Annotated in this window: 15 protein-coding genes; 7 read left to right on the top strand and 8 right to left on the bottom strand. The window is 62.9% G+C overall.

Annotation, left to right across the window (positions count from 1 at the left end):
* Window positions 1–49: 49 nt before the first annotated feature.
* From pip to pqqA, 6 genes are all read right to left on the bottom strand, one after another.
* Window positions 50–1,036 (bottom strand): prolyl aminopeptidase, encoded by a 987-nt coding sequence (pip, locus tag IVB31_RS27510; RefSeq protein ID WP_247330235.1) that lies wholly within the window; start codon window positions 1,034–1,036, stop codon window positions 50–52.
* Entirely contained in the window at window positions 1,026–2,225 is a 1,200-nt protein-coding gene (gene pqqE, locus IVB31_RS27505; protein WP_247330232.1) for a pyrroloquinoline quinone biosynthesis protein PqqE, read from the bottom strand. The genes pip and pqqE overlap by 11 nt, the downstream gene beginning before the upstream one ends.
* Complete coding sequence (gene pqqD, locus IVB31_RS27500; protein WP_247330230.1) at window positions 2,222–2,533, bottom strand: pyrroloquinoline quinone biosynthesis peptide chaperone PqqD; 312 nt, start codon at window positions 2,531–2,533, stop codon at window positions 2,222–2,224. The genes pqqE and pqqD overlap by 4 nt, the downstream gene beginning before the upstream one ends.
* A gap of 35 nt (window positions 2,534–2,568) precedes the next feature.
* The gene (gene pqqC / locus IVB31_RS27495) at window positions 2,569–3,363 is read right to left on the bottom strand and encodes a pyrroloquinoline-quinone synthase PqqC (protein WP_247330228.1); all 795 of its coding nucleotides are present in this window, start codon (window positions 3,361–3,363) and stop codon (window positions 2,569–2,571) included.
* Complete coding sequence (gene pqqB, locus IVB31_RS27490) at window positions 3,360–4,289, bottom strand: pyrroloquinoline quinone biosynthesis protein PqqB (RefSeq protein WP_247330226.1); 930 nt, start codon at window positions 4,287–4,289, stop codon at window positions 3,360–3,362. The genes pqqC and pqqB overlap by 4 nt, the downstream gene beginning before the upstream one ends.
* A 118-nt stretch (window positions 4,290–4,407) precedes the next feature.
* On the bottom strand, window positions 4,408–4,488 hold the full coding sequence (pqqA, locus tag IVB31_RS27485) for a pyrroloquinoline quinone precursor peptide PqqA (RefSeq protein ID WP_007595659.1): 81 nt from the start codon (window positions 4,486–4,488) through the stop codon (window positions 4,408–4,410).
* A 246-nt stretch (window positions 4,489–4,734) separates the two neighbouring features.
* Here pqqA and IVB31_RS27480 point away from each other — a divergent pair, with 246 nt between their 5' ends.
* The 5 genes from IVB31_RS27480 (at window position 4,735) to tarD (ending at window position 8,533) form a co-directional block, all read left to right on the top strand.
* Window positions 4,735–4,992 carry a hypothetical protein gene (locus IVB31_RS27480; protein WP_247330223.1) on the top strand — a complete coding sequence of 86 codons (258 nt, stop codon included), beginning with the start codon at window positions 4,735–4,737 and terminating at the stop codon, window positions 4,990–4,992.
* A gap of 79 nt (window positions 4,993–5,071) precedes the next feature.
* Window positions 5,072–6,472: an amidase family protein gene (locus IVB31_RS27475; protein WP_247330220.1), complete on the top strand. Its 1,401-nt coding sequence runs from the start codon at window positions 5,072–5,074 to the stop codon at window positions 6,470–6,472.
* Window positions 6,473–6,474: 2 nt separating this feature from the next.
* On the top strand, window positions 6,475–6,951 hold the full coding sequence (locus IVB31_RS27470) for a glutathione peroxidase (RefSeq protein WP_247330217.1): 477 nt from the start codon (window positions 6,475–6,477) through the stop codon (window positions 6,949–6,951).
* Entirely contained in the window at window positions 6,948–7,205 is a 258-nt protein-coding gene (locus IVB31_RS27465) for a DUF3297 family protein (RefSeq protein WP_247330215.1), read from the top strand. The genes IVB31_RS27470 and IVB31_RS27465 overlap by 4 nt, the downstream gene beginning before the upstream one ends.
* A 158-nt stretch (window positions 7,206–7,363) precedes the next feature.
* Window positions 7,364–8,533 carry a mandelate racemase/muconate lactonizing enzyme family protein gene (tarD, locus tag IVB31_RS27460; RefSeq protein ID WP_247330211.1) on the top strand — a complete coding sequence of 390 codons (1,170 nt, stop codon included), beginning with the start codon at window positions 7,364–7,366 and terminating at the stop codon, window positions 8,531–8,533.
* A 185-nt stretch (window positions 8,534–8,718) separates the two neighbouring features.
* On the opposite strand, the gene IVB31_RS27455 is transcribed toward tarD, so the two are convergent.
* Window positions 8,719–10,071 (bottom strand): malonyl-CoA decarboxylase, encoded by a 1,353-nt coding sequence (locus tag IVB31_RS27455; protein ID WP_247330209.1) that lies wholly within the window; start codon window positions 10,069–10,071, stop codon window positions 8,719–8,721.
* Window positions 10,072–10,401: 330 nt separating this feature from the next.
* Here IVB31_RS27455 and IVB31_RS27450 point away from each other — a divergent pair, with 330 nt between their 5' ends.
* A complete protein-coding gene (locus tag IVB31_RS27450) occupies window positions 10,402–10,650 on the top strand; it encodes a hypothetical protein (protein WP_247330206.1) in 249 nt (82 codons plus the stop codon).
* 119 nt (window positions 10,651–10,769) lie between these two features.
* Window positions 10,770–11,918 carry an HWE histidine kinase domain-containing protein gene (locus IVB31_RS27445; RefSeq protein WP_247330203.1) on the top strand — a complete coding sequence of 383 codons (1,149 nt, stop codon included), beginning with the start codon at window positions 10,770–10,772 and terminating at the stop codon, window positions 11,916–11,918.
* A gap of 306 nt (window positions 11,919–12,224) precedes the next feature.
* Here IVB31_RS27445 and IVB31_RS27440 read toward each other — a convergent pair whose 3' ends face one another.
* Window positions 12,225–13,088 carry a transglutaminase family protein gene (locus IVB31_RS27440; protein ID WP_247330602.1) on the bottom strand — a complete coding sequence of 288 codons (864 nt, stop codon included), beginning with the start codon at window positions 13,086–13,088 and terminating at the stop codon, window positions 12,225–12,227.
* Between the last annotated feature and the right edge of the window lie 1,114 nt (window positions 13,089–14,202).

The following is a 14,202-nucleotide window of genomic DNA, read 5'->3' as shown; positions in this document are numbered from 1 at the left end:
CTTCGAGACGCACTCCTTCGGAGCGCTGCTCAGGATGAGGAGATCGAGTTTAGCGCGCGGCCTTCGAAGCAAGATCCGCGATCGACTTCATGACCGCGTCCCGCACGCCGCCATCATAGAGCGAATGGCCGGCTTCTTCCACGATCCGAATCTCGGAACCCGGCCACGCTTTCGCGAGCGCCTGCGATGTCTCAGGCGGGCACAACAGGTCGTAGCGGCCCTGGACGATGATGCCGGGAATGCCGTCGAGCTTACCGGCGTTCCGCAACAACTGGTTCTCGGTCATGAAGCTGTCGTGGACGAAATAATGCGCCTCCATGAACGGCGTCGCCGGCAATGTACGCCACACGTTCAGTGACGCGAGGTCCAGCCGGGTCTTTGCCGCCTTGTGCTCCGACAGGGCGCGCTCCGTGTCGTGCCAGGCGCGCGATGCCGGGCCATGAACGGCCGGATCGGCATCGAGGATGCGGCGCCAATATGCGTCCACCGGCTGGTCGCGCTCCTCCGGCGGCAGCACGCTCAGAAAATCGGCGTACAGCGCGGGATAGAATTGCGACAGGCGCGAGGTGAAGGCGATCTCGACCTCGGCACGCGTGCCGAGAAACGTTGCGCGCAGCGCAATGCCGGAGACGCGCTCGGGATGCGCCTGCGCATAAGCCAGCGCCAGCGTCGCGCCCCAGGAGCCGCCGACCACCATCCAGCGCTCGAAGCCGAACTTTTCGCGGATCTTCTCCATGTCCGCGATCAGATGTTGCGTGGTGTTGTGCTCGCGCGATCCCTTGGGACGGCTGCGGCCGCAGCCGCGCTGGTCGAACAGCACGGCGTGGAAACGATCCGGATCGAACAGCCGGCGATGGTCGGGCTGGCAGCCGCTGCCGGGGCCGCCATGCAGGTAGACCGCGGGAATGCCCCCAGTGCGGCCGACGCTCTCGACATAGAGCTCGTGGCCGTCGCCGACGTCGAGCATTTCGGAGGTCAGCGGTGCAAAGGGATCGGCACGCTTGACCGATGCGGCCGCGTCGGCGTCAGGCACCATTCTCGGATTCCAAAGTGCCGCCGGCGAAATTGCGGTAGAGGAAGCGGTTGGTCTCGCCCTCGGCCTCGCGCTCGGCCTGCTTGAAGATGGTTTCGTGCAGCGGCGACAGCGCGCAGGCCGGATCGGTGTTGGCGGCGTCGCCGGTCAGCGCAAAGGCCTGGCAGCGGCAGCCGCCGAAATCGATCTCGCGGAATTCGCAGGACTTGCACGGCTCCTTCATCCAGCCGGTGCCGCGATAGCGGTTGAAGGCGTCCGAATTCTGCCAGATCCAGGCGATCGAATGGTTGGAGCGCACCGATTCGAAATCGAGCCCGGTGATGCTCTCCGCGGCGTGGCAGGGCAGCACCTTGCCGGCCGGCGAAATGTTGAAGAACTGCCGGCCCCAGCCGCCCATGCACTTCTTCGGCCGCAGCGCGTAATAGTCGGGAACGACATAGTCGATGGTCAACCGGCCCTTGAGCCGCTCGCGCGCCTCCTCGACGATGCGGGTGCACTCATCCAGTTGCGCCACCGTCGGCATCAGCGCGGCGCGGTTCTTCAGCGCCCAGCCGTAATATTGCACATTGGCGACCTCCAGCCGGTCGGCGTCGAGATCGATCGACATCTGGATGATGTCGGGGAGCTGGTGCAGGTTCTGCCGGTGCATCACCGCGTTCACGGTCAGCGGCAAATCGAGCTCGCGCGTCCATTTTGCCACTTCGAGCTTCTTGCGATGCCCGTTTTTGTAGCCGCCGACGCGATCGGCGAGGGCTTCTTCGACGCCCTGGAAACTGATCTGCACATGGCACAGCCCGGCATCCGCAAGCTCGCTCAGCCGCTCGCGCGTCAGCAGCACGGCCGATGTGATGAGGTTGGTGTAAAGGCCGACGTCGCTGGCATGCTTGACCAGCTCGACGAGGTCTTTGCGCGCCGTCGGCTCACCGCCGGAGAAATGCACCTGGAGTACGCCGATCTCGGCGAGCTCACTCAGTACCTTCTTCCATTCCTCGGTGGTCAGCTCCTTGCCCGAGCGGTCGAGCTCGACCGGGTTGGAGCAATAGGGGCATTGCAGCGGGCAGCGGTGGGTGATTTCGAGCAGCACCGCGAGCGGAATGCCAAAGGTCTCCGCAGTCGAGCGCTGCTTCTCCAGCACCGCGAGGCTGTCGCTCGCATCAGGCGGGATGGTGGGATTGCCGAGCGCATCGCTCATGACGTCTTCTCCCGGGCCTCCGTGAGGAAGCCCTTGTCGGCGAGATCCTGCAGCATGACGATCACGTCGGCGAGAATCGCCTCGCGCGGCGCGGCATACTTCGCCGCCAGCTGGTCGGACACATCGCCGACATTGCGCTCGCCGTTGCAGAGCTGCAAGACCTCGACCGCGATCTCGTCGGGCGCCAGCACGCGTTCTGGCGCCAGGATCACCCAGACTTTTCGCGTCTCGTCGTATTTCAGCTTGGCATGCCGCGGCAGCACCGGGCGGCTTGCCTCGCTGACGCTGATGTGACGGGGCCCGGCCATCGATGTTCCTTCAGCTCGCTTTTTCGTGTTCTTCGTTAGTGTTCTTGGGGCACGAACGCGCCCGGCGGAATGTGGCCCTCGACATAGGCGTGCTGGAGCGCATCCAGCTGCACCCACAGCACGTTGGTCTTGAAGATCAGCGCGTTGCAGACGGAAGCGCGCTGCTCCGGCGTCGTGGCATGCGCCTTGACATAGTCGAGCGCAAAGCCGGCGTCGCGCGGCGCCTGCGCCAGCCGGCGCTTGAAATAGCTCATGATGTCAGGATTGACGAAGTCGTAGTGCTCCAGCATGCCGGAGATGCGCTCCTCGTGCAGGTTCGGCGCGAACAGCTCGGTGAGCGAGGAGGCGATGGCCTCCAGCGGGGTTTTCTCACGGCAGTAGTGCACATAGGCTTCCACCGCAAAGCGCGTCGCGGGCAAGATGCCTTCGGTCGATTCCACATAGGCCGCGTCGAGGCCGAGGCCGCTGGTCAGCTTCAGCCAGCGCTCGATGCCACCTTCGGAGCCGACATCGCCATCATGGTCCTCGATGCGGTGGCGCCATTCCAGCCGCGTGGCGCGGTCGCGGAAGCGCGAGATCACGACCGCGTCCTTGATCGGGATTGTGCTCTGATAATAGTAGCGGTTCAGCGCCCAGGCCTGCACCTGGCCCTTGTTCAGCTTGCCGCCGTGCAGCAGCTTATGGAACGGGTGCAGGCTGTGATAGCGAGTCGCCCCGATGTGACGCAGCGTCGCCTCCAGCTCCTCGGCCGAGTTGAGCCTGATGTCCTTGCCGATCGAGAGCGCGGTCATTCCAGTCATGTTCATTCCAGCCTTGGACGCGGCATTCACAGCACGATCTCCGTTCCGTCGGCCGGTATCTGCCAGCCCGCCTGCTCGAGCGCTTTACGCTCGGGTGAGGCGGGCAACAGCGCCGGATTCGAGTTATTGATATGCAGAAATATCTTCCTGTCGAGCGTGAGACCGGCCAGCCGCGCGATGGCGCCGTCGTCCCCGGACATCGCGACATGACCCATGCTCTTGCCGGTCTTGTGGCTGAGCCCGGCTTTGATCATCTCGTCGTCCTGCCAGACCGTGCCGTCGAAGAACACCAAAGCGGCGCCGTCGATCTCGGCCTTGAGCGCGTCGGTCACCTCGGCGCAGGCGGCGATGAAATAGAAGCACTTGCCGGTCGATTTGTCGGTGATCTTCAGGCCCAGCGTATCGCCGTCGCCGCTCCCGCCGCCGGGATGTGCCTTGCCTTCCAGATACCAGGCCGATTTGCCCGATACCGCGAAGGGCAGCACCTCGATGCCTGCGCGCGTACCATCGGGCAGCCGCGGCTCGAAGGGCTCGCTGATGCCGATCGGCTGGCGCTTGACGTTCTTTTCGTTCAGCACGTTGAAGATGCTGTTGCTGGCAAGGATCGCCAGCACCTTCTCGTGCGCATAGACCGTGAAGGGCGAGCCTTCCCGCATCGACAGCAGGCCGGCGACCGCATCAACTTCGCTGTTGGTCAAAATCACGCCTGCGATTGGCGTATGGCGCAACGCGCCAGCCTTCGGATGCAGCTGTGGCGTGGCATTCAATTGCTGGCGGAGGTCGGGAGAGGCGTTGATCAGGAACCAGTGCTCGCCGTCGCCGCTGAAGGCGACCGAGGCCTGTGTCCTGTGAAGCTCCTGGCCGCCGGAACGGGCCGCCCGGCAACCCTCGCAGCCGCAATTCCATTGCGGCACTCCGCCGCCGGCTGCGGCGCCCAGGACGACGACGCGAAGCATGATCCGTCTCCTGGAAATAACGCTGCGAAGTGGGTCTCAGGCCAACACAGTTTCCATCGTTCGGAAACCTGTCGTGACCGAGAGACCCACCTGCACTGAAGGCGAAGTCACCAACCGCTTACTTGCGGGTGGCGCTCACATACATGTTGATTTCCATGCCACAGGGCACTTCGACGATCTTGGGGGCTTTCCAGGCCATTTTGGCTCTCCATTTCGCGAACTCGGACGTGTCCGCCCAACAGTTAAGGTAATGCGGACGGAAAAGTTCGCTAGTGAAATCTTCCCGAGAAAGTCATGTTGCGCCGCGAAATATGGGTTGGAACAGCGCTTTTGCGCAGGCAGTCTTGCGCCAGGCGCATTCGGTCGCGAACCCTGTCCTGATAAAGCAGTTGTGAGTGCAGTGCAGCTTTCAATCCGGTACAGGCGGCCCAATTGGATCTCGGTGATGCCCAAATATTTCTTCAACACCCGTATCGGCAACGAACTGATCGTGGATCCCGAAGGCGAGGACCTGCGCAATCCGGATCGCGCCTGGGAGGTCGCCCGCCAGATGATCCTGGAGGTCCTGAAATCGGAAGGCACCCAACCGGTCCTGCTGGAGGCGGTCATCGAGGTCACCGACGTCGAAGGCGAGGTCGTGCTCGAATTCCCCTTCACCGAGGCGCTGCTGGACGTCCCCGACAAGTCTGCGACCCGGCACTGACCCGCTCTTCGCCCCTGCGAAATCGCATGGCTTTGCTGCGTTCCCGGCGCTAAAAGACGCCGGTTACACGGAGCAAGCCATGCAAGACCTCTGGCGCCTGTCGGCCGCCGACCTCGCCATCCTCGTCAAAGCCAAAAAGGTCTCCGCCAGGGAGGCAGCCCAAGCCGGCCTCGCCCGGCTCGATGCCGTCAATCCCAAGCTCAATGCGGTGATCGACCATCGGCCGGAGGACGTGCTCAAGCAGGCTGATGCCGTCGATGCCGCCATTGCGCGGGGGGAGGACCCCGGCGTGCTGGCCGGCGTGCCCGTCACCATCAAGGCCAATGTCGACCAGGCAGGCTTTGCCACCACCAACGGCCTCAAGCTCCAGCGCGATTTGATCGCCCGGGAAGACAATCCGGTGGTCGCCAATTTCCGCAAAGCCGGCGCCATACTCCTTGGACGCACCAATTGCCCGGCCTTCTCCTATCGCTGGTTCACCACCAATCTGGTCCATGGCGACACCAAAAACCCCCGCGATGCCTCGCTGACGCCGGGCGGCTCGTCCGGCGGCGCCGGCTCGGCGGTGGCGGCCGGTATCGGCCACATCGCCCATGGCACCGACATTGCCGGCTCGATCCGCTATCCCGCCTATGCCTGCGGCGTGCACGGCCTGCGCCCGACCCTCGGCCGCGTCCCCGCCTTCAACGCGGCGCTGCCGGAGCGCCCGATCGGGCCGCAGATCATGGCGGTGTCGGGACCGCTGGCGCGCACCGTCAATGATCTCAGGATTTCGCTCGCCGCGATGTCGGCACCCGACATCCGCGACCCCTGGTTTGTGCCGGCGCCGCTGGAAGGCCCGGCCAGGCCCAAGCGCGCCGCGCTCTGCCTCAATCCGGACGGCCTTGCCACCACGCCGGAGGTGAAGGCAGCGGTGACCGATGCCGGCAAGCGGCTGGAGCGCGCCGGCTGGACCGTCGAGGCGATCGAGAACACCCCGCCGATGCGTGAAGCCGTCGAATGGCAGATCAAGCTTTGGCTCGGCGACGGCTACGAGGCGCAGCTCGAAATGGCCGAGCGTGAGGGCGATCCCGGCGCGCTGGCGTGCCTGCGCGGCAACCGCGCCAGGGTCACGCCAATGGACCAGGCCAATTACGCCAAGGCGCTGACCCGCCGCGCTACGCTGACCCGCGAATGGATGCTGTTCTTCGAGCAATATGCGGTGGTGTTGACGCCCGTCTCCGGCGAATTGCCGTTTCCGGATCATCTCGACCGCAAGGACGACTCGTCCTTCAAGCGCGTCTGGGAGGCGCAGCTGCCGCAGATCGCCACGCCCTTCATGGGATTGCCGGGCCTGGTGGTCTCCACCGGCCTCGTCGGCAAGGCGCCGGTCGGCGTGCACATCGTGTCCGGCCGCTATCGCGAGGATCTTTGTCTCCTGGCGGGCGAGGCGATCGAGGCGGGCGGCGTGCCGCCGTCGCCGATCGATCCCGTGGGTTAGGGATGTCCGGGATCTACGATTTCAAGGCCAATTCGCTTCTCGGCGAGGCGGTCGCCATGCGCCGCTTCGAAGGGCAGGTGCTGCTGATCGTCAACACTGCGAGCAAATGCGGCTTCACGCCGCAATATCGTGGCCTGGAGGATCTGCATCGGGACCTGTCCCCGCGCGGCTTCTCGGTGCTCGGCTTTCCCTGCAACCAGTTCGGCGCGCAGGAGCCGGGACCGGCAAGCGAGATCCAGGCATTCTGCTCGACCCATTACGACGTCACCTTTCCCCTGTTCGAGAAGATCGACGTCAACGGCAGCCATGCGCACCCTCTGTATGAGTACCTGAAACGCCAGCAATCCGGACTGTTAGGCGCCTCCATCAAATGGAATTTCACCAAATTCCTGGTGGACCGTGCGGGCAAGGTGATCGCGCGCTATGCGCCGACCGCCCGGCCCGAAGGATTGCGGACCCAAATCGAGACCCTGTTATGAGCGAGACAATCATGAGCGACGAATTTCCCGACCGCCTCTCGGTCGATCAGAACAGCCCCTATTACAACGCGGACATCCTGGCGCGCGACGTCGGCATCCGCTTCAAGGGCGTCGAGAAGACCAATGTCGAGGAGTACTGCATCAGCGAAGGCTGGGTCCGCGTCACCGCAGGCAACGCCAAGGACCGCCACGGCAACCCGCTGACCATCAAGGTGCACGGTCCGGTGGAACCGTATTTCAGGGACAAGAAGTGAGGAGCGAGCTCAACGGTTAGTCCCTCATCCTGAGGAGCGCGGAACGCGCGTCTCGAAGGGCCCGGCCAGTGGCCTCGCCCTTCGAGACGCCTGTTTCGCAGGCTCCTCAGGGTGAGGGTCTGCCCATCGCTCGCAATGACGAAAGCAAAAGGTCCCCCATGTCCGTCCGCATCGTCGACGTCCGCGAGATAACCAAACCGATCTCTTCGCCGATCCGCAACGCCTATATCGATTTCACCAGAATGACGACGAGCCTGGTTGCCGTCGTCACCGACGTCGTCCGCGACGGCAGGCGCGTCGTCGGCTACGGCTTCAACTCCAACGGCCGCTACGGACAGGGCGGCCTGATCCGCGAGCGCTTTGCCTCGCGCATCCTGGAGGCCGATCCTAAGTCGCTGCTGAACGCGGCCGGCGACAATCTCGACCCCGACAAGGTCTGGGGCGCGATGATGACCAACGAGAAGCCGGGCGGCCACGGCGAGCGCTCGGTCGCGGTCGGCACCATCGACATGGCGGTGTGGGATGCGGTGGCGAAGATCGCGGGAAAGCCGCTGTTTCGCCTGCTGGCCGAGCGGCATGGCGTCAAAGCCAATCCGCGCGTGTTCGTTTACGCCGCCGGCGGCTATTATTATCCCGGCAAGGATCTCTCGATGCTGCGCGGCGAGATGCGCGGCTATCTCGACCGCGGCTACAACGTCGTGAAGATGAAGATCGGCGGCGCCGGCATCGACGAGGATCGCACCCGCATCGAGGCGGTGCTCAAGGAGATCGGCAAGGACGCGCAGCTCGCCGTCGACGCGAACGGCCGCTTCGATCTCGAAACCGGCATCGCCTACGCCAAGATGCTGCGCGACTATCCCTTGTTCTGGTACGAGGAGGTCGGCGATCCCCTCGACTATTCGCTGCAGGCAGCGCTCGCCGAATTCTATCCGGGGCCGATGGCGACAGGCGAAAACCTGTTCAGCCACCAGGACGCGCGTAATCTCATTCGCTATGGCGGCATGCGGCCTGATCGCGACTGGCTGCAATTCGACTGCGCGCTGTCCTACGGGCTGTGCGAATACCAGCGTACGCTGGAAGTCCTGAAGACCCACGGCTGGTCGCCAAGCCGCTGCATCCCCCACGGCGGCCACCAGATGTCGCTCAACATCGCGGCAGGCTTGGGCTTAGGGGGCAACGAGAGCTACCCTGATTTATTCCAGCCCTACGGCGGCTTCCCGGACGGCGTGCGCGTCGAGAACGGCCACATCACCATGCCGGACCTGCCGGGCATCGGATTTGAAGGCAAGTCGGATCTCTACAAGGAGATGAAGGCGCTGGCGGAGTAAGGCTTCGCTTGCGGCGTTGGGGCGCGATGTCTGCGCCGACCCTCCGCGGTCATGCCCCGGCTTGACCGGGGCATCCAGTACGCCGCACCGGATGTGGCGAGGGCGAGCTCTTCAACGCTGGCCTCTGGATACTGGATCGCCCGCTTTCGCGGACGATGACAGCCATGTTGTGGCTACGAAATCCCCTACGACAGCCGCATATCCAGCAGCCTTCGCCCTTCACCCTTGATCAGCTTCTTCACCGCGCTCGAGGCCACGACCTCGCCGTCATTGGCGTAGGCCTCGTGGTTCTTCTCGATGTCGTCGAGGCGGTAGAGGTAGTTGACCATGACGCCGGCGGACTCCCGCAGGCCCTTCGGCGAGAGGTCGCCGAGCCAGTTGATGCGCTCGAGGCGGGCGCCGTTGCCGAGATGGAAGCGGGCGACCGAGTCGATCAGCTTGCCCTTCGGCGTGCGGGCCTTGAGGAAATAGTACGCTGCGAGCGGCTCGATCACGCCGCGGAGCAGCGTCGTGGTCTCGGGGTTCTCGAACCATTTGGGATCGTCGAGGCGCTTCAGGATCTCGCGGTCCTCGTCCGACAGCGGCACATCCTTGTCCTGCTTCACCCATGGCATGAAGCCGGGCACCGGCGACAGCGTCACGAAGGTGTCGAGCTTCGGCGTTTCGCGGCGCAGCTCCTCCACCACCTGCTTGATCAGGAAGCTGCCGAAGGAAATGCCGCCAAGGCCGCGCTGGGTGTTGGAGATCGAGTAGAACACGGCGGTGCGGGCCCGCTCGATCGGCAGATGCTGGCGGTCCACCGCGAGCAGGGGTTGAATCGCACCGGGGATCGTCTCGGTCAGCGCCACCTCGACGAAGATCAAGGGCTCGTCGACCATCGCGGGATGGAAGAAGGCGTAGCAGCGGCGGTCGACCGGGTCGATGCGGCGGCGCAGATCATCCCAGTCCCTGATCTCGTGGACGGCCTCGTAACGAATGATCTTTTCGAGGATGTTGGCCGGGGTCGACCAGTCGATGCTGCGCAGCACGAGAAATCCCCTGTTGAACCACGAAGAGAGCAGATGAGAGACGTCGCGGTCGAGCGCGCCGAGATCGGTGTGGCCGTTCATCATGCCGAGCAGATCGGCACGCATGCTGACGAGATCGCCGGTGCCGCCCGGTGCGCGGTTGAGGCGGCGGATCAGCTCCTGCCGGCGCGGCTCCGAGGCGAAGTGCAGGGAGCTCGCGTCCTCGTCGCTGGGCTTGGCGCGCCATTTTTCGATCGCCTTGGACAGGCGTTCCCGATCCGGGCCGAAATCGCGCACCAGTGCTTCGAAGAAGGTGCGGCGTCCCGCCTCATCCAGCTCCTGGTAGATGTCGAGCACCTCACGCGCCATGGCGGTGCCCGAAGCTTCGCCCCGGCCCGACAGCAGCGCACCGCAGAGATCGATCAGTCCGTCGGCATCCTGCTTGGTGTCGGCAGAATCCCCGCGGCGAAGCAGCGTGCGGCCGCGCTCGGAGATGGTGGTGAGCAGGTCTGAGAAGAAGGCATTGGCCATCGGGGCCTTTCGAAACGTGGTTGTGCGGTGCGGGAAGCTTACACAAAATCTGGGCGGAAGCCGATCACAATCAAGCAGGTGAATTCTGCATCTTTGGCCGTGCCATCGGTCACTCGGAACATTGTGACGCCCCCGCCAAGGCGGGGCGTTCGGTACGCCGCAGTCTCCGTCTCCGACAGCGACTTCGGTCTTTGACCGCAGGCGGCGTCGCACGGCAGCGATGGCCACTCGAATATAAGTTGTCAGGCGGGAACAATTTATCATTCTGGTTGTTGTGAAGTGTCCCCAAGCGCAGCGGGACCGGCGACCAGCCAAAGTAAACAACCTCAAATGATCAAATCTCTCATGGCCTTGGCGATATTGGCGCTGCTGGGCGCAGCGGTGATTGCGATACCCGGTTTTGCGCCTCAAGCGAATGCGGACGAAGCGGCTGCCATGGCGAAGGCGGACCGGCTTCCCATTCGCCTCATCGCCGGAAGCTGCTCAAGCCAGATTTGGCCGCGCCTTGAGGCGTCCTGCCTGCACGATGTCCGGTCAGGGATGCCAGTGCGTGAAGCTCGCCAGATATCGCAGCGCTGATCAGGCGCTTCGCGTAACGTCCAAAGCTGCTGTGCGTCTGCGATAGGCGCGGGGCTAGCCCGACGCCACTGAGCAATTGGCGCGGGCGATCATTTTTGGCTCCGTGCCGGGAGCTCGCTATGTCATCAGAATTAACCGGTCCTCCAGCCAACGTTCTCGTCGTCGAAGACGAAATGGTTCTGCGCATGCGCGCGGTGGACATCGTCGAGGATGCAGGATTCGCCGCTGTCGAAGCCGTCAATGCCGACGAGGCCATTTCCATTCTCGAGACGCGCTCGGATATCTCGTTGTTGTTCACCGATATTCAGATGCCGGGCAGCATGGACGGCCTGAAACTCGCCCATGCAGTCCACGACCGCTGGCCGGCCATCAAGATCATTCTGGTTTCCGGCCAGGTGAACCCATCGGAAGCGGAAAGGCCAGCGGACAGCCGTTTCTTTGGCAAGCCGCTGGGAATGGAGGAAATGGCCGCCCAACTCCAGGCGATGATCGGTCTGGGGGCATTAAAGATTGTCCCAAACACGGCAATGGCGGCTGCGAATGCGCATGAGGCCATCTTAACGGCAGAAAATGACAACCTCCGGCTCTTGCTTGAACAAGCTGGAATAGACGCCAGCACCTTGCTTGCCCAAGCCGGCATCGACGCCAAGGAGCGCGAGGCAGCCGACAAGCTTCAGAAGCTTATCCTTGGCGAACTGCATCATCGGGTCAAGAACACCCTTGCCACGGTGAGCGCAATTGCGTCGCAGAGTTTCCGGGCAGCAAAGAGTGTCGAGCACGGACAAAAGGCCATGGAGGGCCGATTGATCGCGTTGGGACGCGCCCACGATCTGCTCATGCAGGTCAGCTGGGCGAATGCCAGTCTCACGCACACCCTGAGCGGGGCAACCGATCCCTATGACAGCAGCGGCGGCAGGCGGTTTCATTTCAACGGGCCCGACATCCGAATTACCTCCGGTGCCGTCATTGCGCTTGCGATGACCTTCAATGAACTGTGCACCAACACCACGAAATTCGGCGCTCTTTCCAACCCGGCAGGCCGCGTAGAGGTTGCCTGGACGGTTGACGAGATGAAGCAGCGCCTTCGGCTGACCTGGACCGAAAGCGGCGGTCCGCTGGTTGAGGTGCCGACAAGACGAAGTTTCGGGACCCGGATGATGGAGTCGCTTGGACAGCAATTGAGCGGCCAGGTTCATCTCGCGTATGAGCCATCCGGGTTCGTCTACTTACTGGACGTACCGCTCAGCTCGGTCATCGCGCCTGTGTGATGTGCCACGGCAGTCCCCATCACAGCGCAGCAAGGGGTGATCTGTTGCATGTGGATGACAGAAAGCCGTTTTCCTACATGGATCAATTCGATCGTCTCGCCGAGAGCGAGCCCGTGAAAGGCGGCTGGATCGAAGGGCTGGGGATCCGTCTGTTGGCACTCGTGAATGTGCGTCAGGCCGGCGAGGTTGATCCGTCGCGAAATTGGCGAAAGTATCCGATCGGCAATTGCCGATCTGCACGAACTCCCACGGCAAGTCGGGTTTCAGGATCGCCTGTCCCGCCATCGACAGTTCGGCATGTTCTGCCTATGAGGTGACCGATACCGCGACATCCATGCTCAGAAAGCTGTCAGTGTTGCCAAAGAAGCTCCCTGAGACCGGCGTGCACTGGCTGATATCGCGAGCGACCGCGACAGGGATCAGATTGCTGCCTCCGACGCTGCGGTTGGTCGGGTCGAAGGTGATCCAGCCCGCTCCGGGGACAAAAACCTCGGCCCATGCGTGGGTCGAGCCCGCTTCGGCCGAGCCCAGTTGGTCGTGGTTCGGATCGTGCAGATAACCCGACACGATGCGCGCACCGAAGCCGAGCTTGCGTGTCGCTTCTGCGAACAACACCGCGAAGTCGCGGCACGAGCCCCAGCCGCGGTCGAGCGTCTCGTCGGGCGATTGGGTGCCTTCGACTTCGCGGCTCTGGTACTGGATGCGTTGCGCGACACCGGCATTCAGGTCCTTGAGCAGGGAAAGCGTATCGGTTGGACTGCTGCGGACGAAACCTCTCGCCCATTTCTGCAACCGCTCGCCTGGATCGGGATATTGCGCGATCGTCAGTGCTCCCAAGTCGGTCCATTCGTCATTGGAATAGCGGAATGGGTAGGAGATGGCGGAAGCGGCGATGGCGAAAATGGGCCAATCAGCCGTGTCGAGCGAGATATTCGCCACGCTATCGATAACGAGCATATCGGTCATGGCCGCGAAATTGGCCATCGCGACCGCATTCCCAAAGACGTCATGTGCCCATTCCGTCACCGCTGCCGGCGTTATCGTCAAGTTCTGGGATAAGAGACGAAGGTCGCGACTTTCGCGCGGACGAAGCATCAGGCGGTGTGGTGCAAGGCTCACCAATCCTCTGAAACGATAGGTCGTTTTATGTTGAATTCGAAGCGCAACCAGCAGGACCTCCAACCTTCCACGCCGACAGGCAGTTCGAGACAGACTATGCGATCCCGGCGCACGGCGCACTTGTAACTGCGGGACTCAGGCTCATATTGCTGGTATGGCCAAATCCCCGGTTCGCCTGCTCGACGTCGCCGTGTCGCAATCCGGTCAGGAAGCTGGAAGTGGAACGTTTCAGACGGCGAAACAGAGATCGCGTCGGGGTTTGAAATTACGCGGGAGGCCGCTCAAGCTCAGGGCGATTCTGCCCTGTTCGCGCTGCTGTCCATTAACCGGCGATAAAAACCGCTTGGTGTGGCAATAGGCGGATCCGTTCGACGCGTGACCGCGGGTCGGGCGGGCTTTCGACAGCGTCGGTATCAAGGGCCTGGTCTGCAATTCCCTTTTGCTATCGCCTGGCTGGATGGCTTCCCTTGACCTTTGCTTTTGACCCGAAGGCGACAATTGGCCTGAGCGCGCGATGAGAATGGCGGTGTGTCCGTCAAGCAAAGTTGGTCTTCCAACCAGTGTTCTTTTCCAGTTCTTCGAATAGGGCGTCGAAGCCCCGGGTTCTTCCATAGCAAGTCGCGCTGACATATCGAACGGGCCTATTTGTCTCGAAATAGAATTCGATCGCCCCGCCGCCCAAGTTCTCCACACGCTCCCATGAGCCGTTGCAACACGGGTAGCGTCCGTTTACTCCGAACAACATAAGCCAGAGCCGCTTGGCAAGTGACATGTGTTTTCGAGCCTCGATCGCACTTGGCGGTTCCTCGGTCAGATAGACAAACCGAACGCCAGCAAAGACCCGACTGAGCTGCAGTTGAACGTCAGCCACGCTGCCTAGTGCAGTCCGATCCAGTTTGCGGATTATTCCACGCAATGACATCCGACACCTCGGCTTCCGTGTGCGTTCGCATCACGCTTTGAACGATAGCAGGTATTTCCCTTTTGGCCCCTTAGCCGACCAAGCTCCAGCCGAGTGCCATGTCCGCTGTTGAACGTAGACCGGACGTCGACCGTGTGCGGCACCACGGCGGCTTTGACCCTGAGGGAAGATGGTGTTTGTAAGTTTCGATGCCGGCTTGGCGCTGTTTAGCGAATGGGGATCGCGCTGCTCAATTGAGGCTTA

It is taken from the genome of Bradyrhizobium sp. 21 (genome assembly GCF_023073335.1).
In the GTDB taxonomy this organism is placed as follows: domain Bacteria; phylum Pseudomonadota; class Alphaproteobacteria; order Rhizobiales; family Xanthobacteraceae; genus Bradyrhizobium.
The sequence above is the reverse complement of the archived record's forward strand: the minus strand, read 5'-3'. Positions and strand labels throughout refer to the sequence as shown.

What these genes read in the sequence shown, in the direction of transcription:
- pip (WP_247330235.1), bottom strand. Translation starts at nt 1,036, where the DNA reads ATGGTGCCTGACGCCGACGCGGCCGCATCGGTCAAGCGTGCCGATCCC.
- pqqE (WP_247330232.1), bottom strand. Translation starts at nt 2,225, where the DNA reads ATGAGCGATGCGCTCGGCAATCCCACCATCCCGCCTGATGCGAGCGAC.
- pqqD (WP_247330230.1), bottom strand. Translation starts at nt 2,533, where the DNA reads ATGGCCGGGCCCCGTCACATCAGCGTCAGCGAGGCAAGCCGCCCGGTG.
- pqqB (WP_247330226.1), bottom strand. Translation starts at nt 4,289, where the DNA reads ATGCTTCGCGTCGTCGTCCTGGGCGCCGCAGCCGGCGGCGGAGTGCCG.
- pqqA (WP_007595659.1), bottom strand. Translation starts at nt 4,488, where the DNA reads ATGGCCTGGAAAGCCCCCAAGATCGTCGAAGTGCCCTGTGGCATGGAA.
- IVB31_RS27480 (WP_247330223.1), top strand. Translation starts at nt 4,735, where the DNA reads ATGCCCAAATATTTCTTCAACACCCGTATCGGCAACGAACTGATCGTG.
- IVB31_RS27475 (WP_247330220.1), top strand. Translation starts at nt 5,072, where the DNA reads ATGCAAGACCTCTGGCGCCTGTCGGCCGCCGACCTCGCCATCCTCGTC.
- IVB31_RS27470 (WP_247330217.1), top strand. Translation starts at nt 6,475, where the DNA reads ATGTCCGGGATCTACGATTTCAAGGCCAATTCGCTTCTCGGCGAGGCG.
- IVB31_RS27465 (WP_247330215.1), top strand. Translation starts at nt 6,948, where the DNA reads ATGAGCGAGACAATCATGAGCGACGAATTTCCCGACCGCCTCTCGGTC.
- tarD (WP_247330211.1), top strand. Translation starts at nt 7,364, where the DNA reads ATGTCCGTCCGCATCGTCGACGTCCGCGAGATAACCAAACCGATCTCT.
- IVB31_RS27455 (WP_247330209.1), bottom strand. Translation starts at nt 10,071, where the DNA reads ATGGCCAATGCCTTCTTCTCAGACCTGCTCACCACCATCTCCGAGCGC.
- IVB31_RS27450 (WP_247330206.1), top strand. Translation starts at nt 10,402, where the DNA reads ATGATCAAATCTCTCATGGCCTTGGCGATATTGGCGCTGCTGGGCGCA.
- IVB31_RS27445 (WP_247330203.1), top strand. Translation starts at nt 10,770, where the DNA reads ATGTCATCAGAATTAACCGGTCCTCCAGCCAACGTTCTCGTCGTCGAA.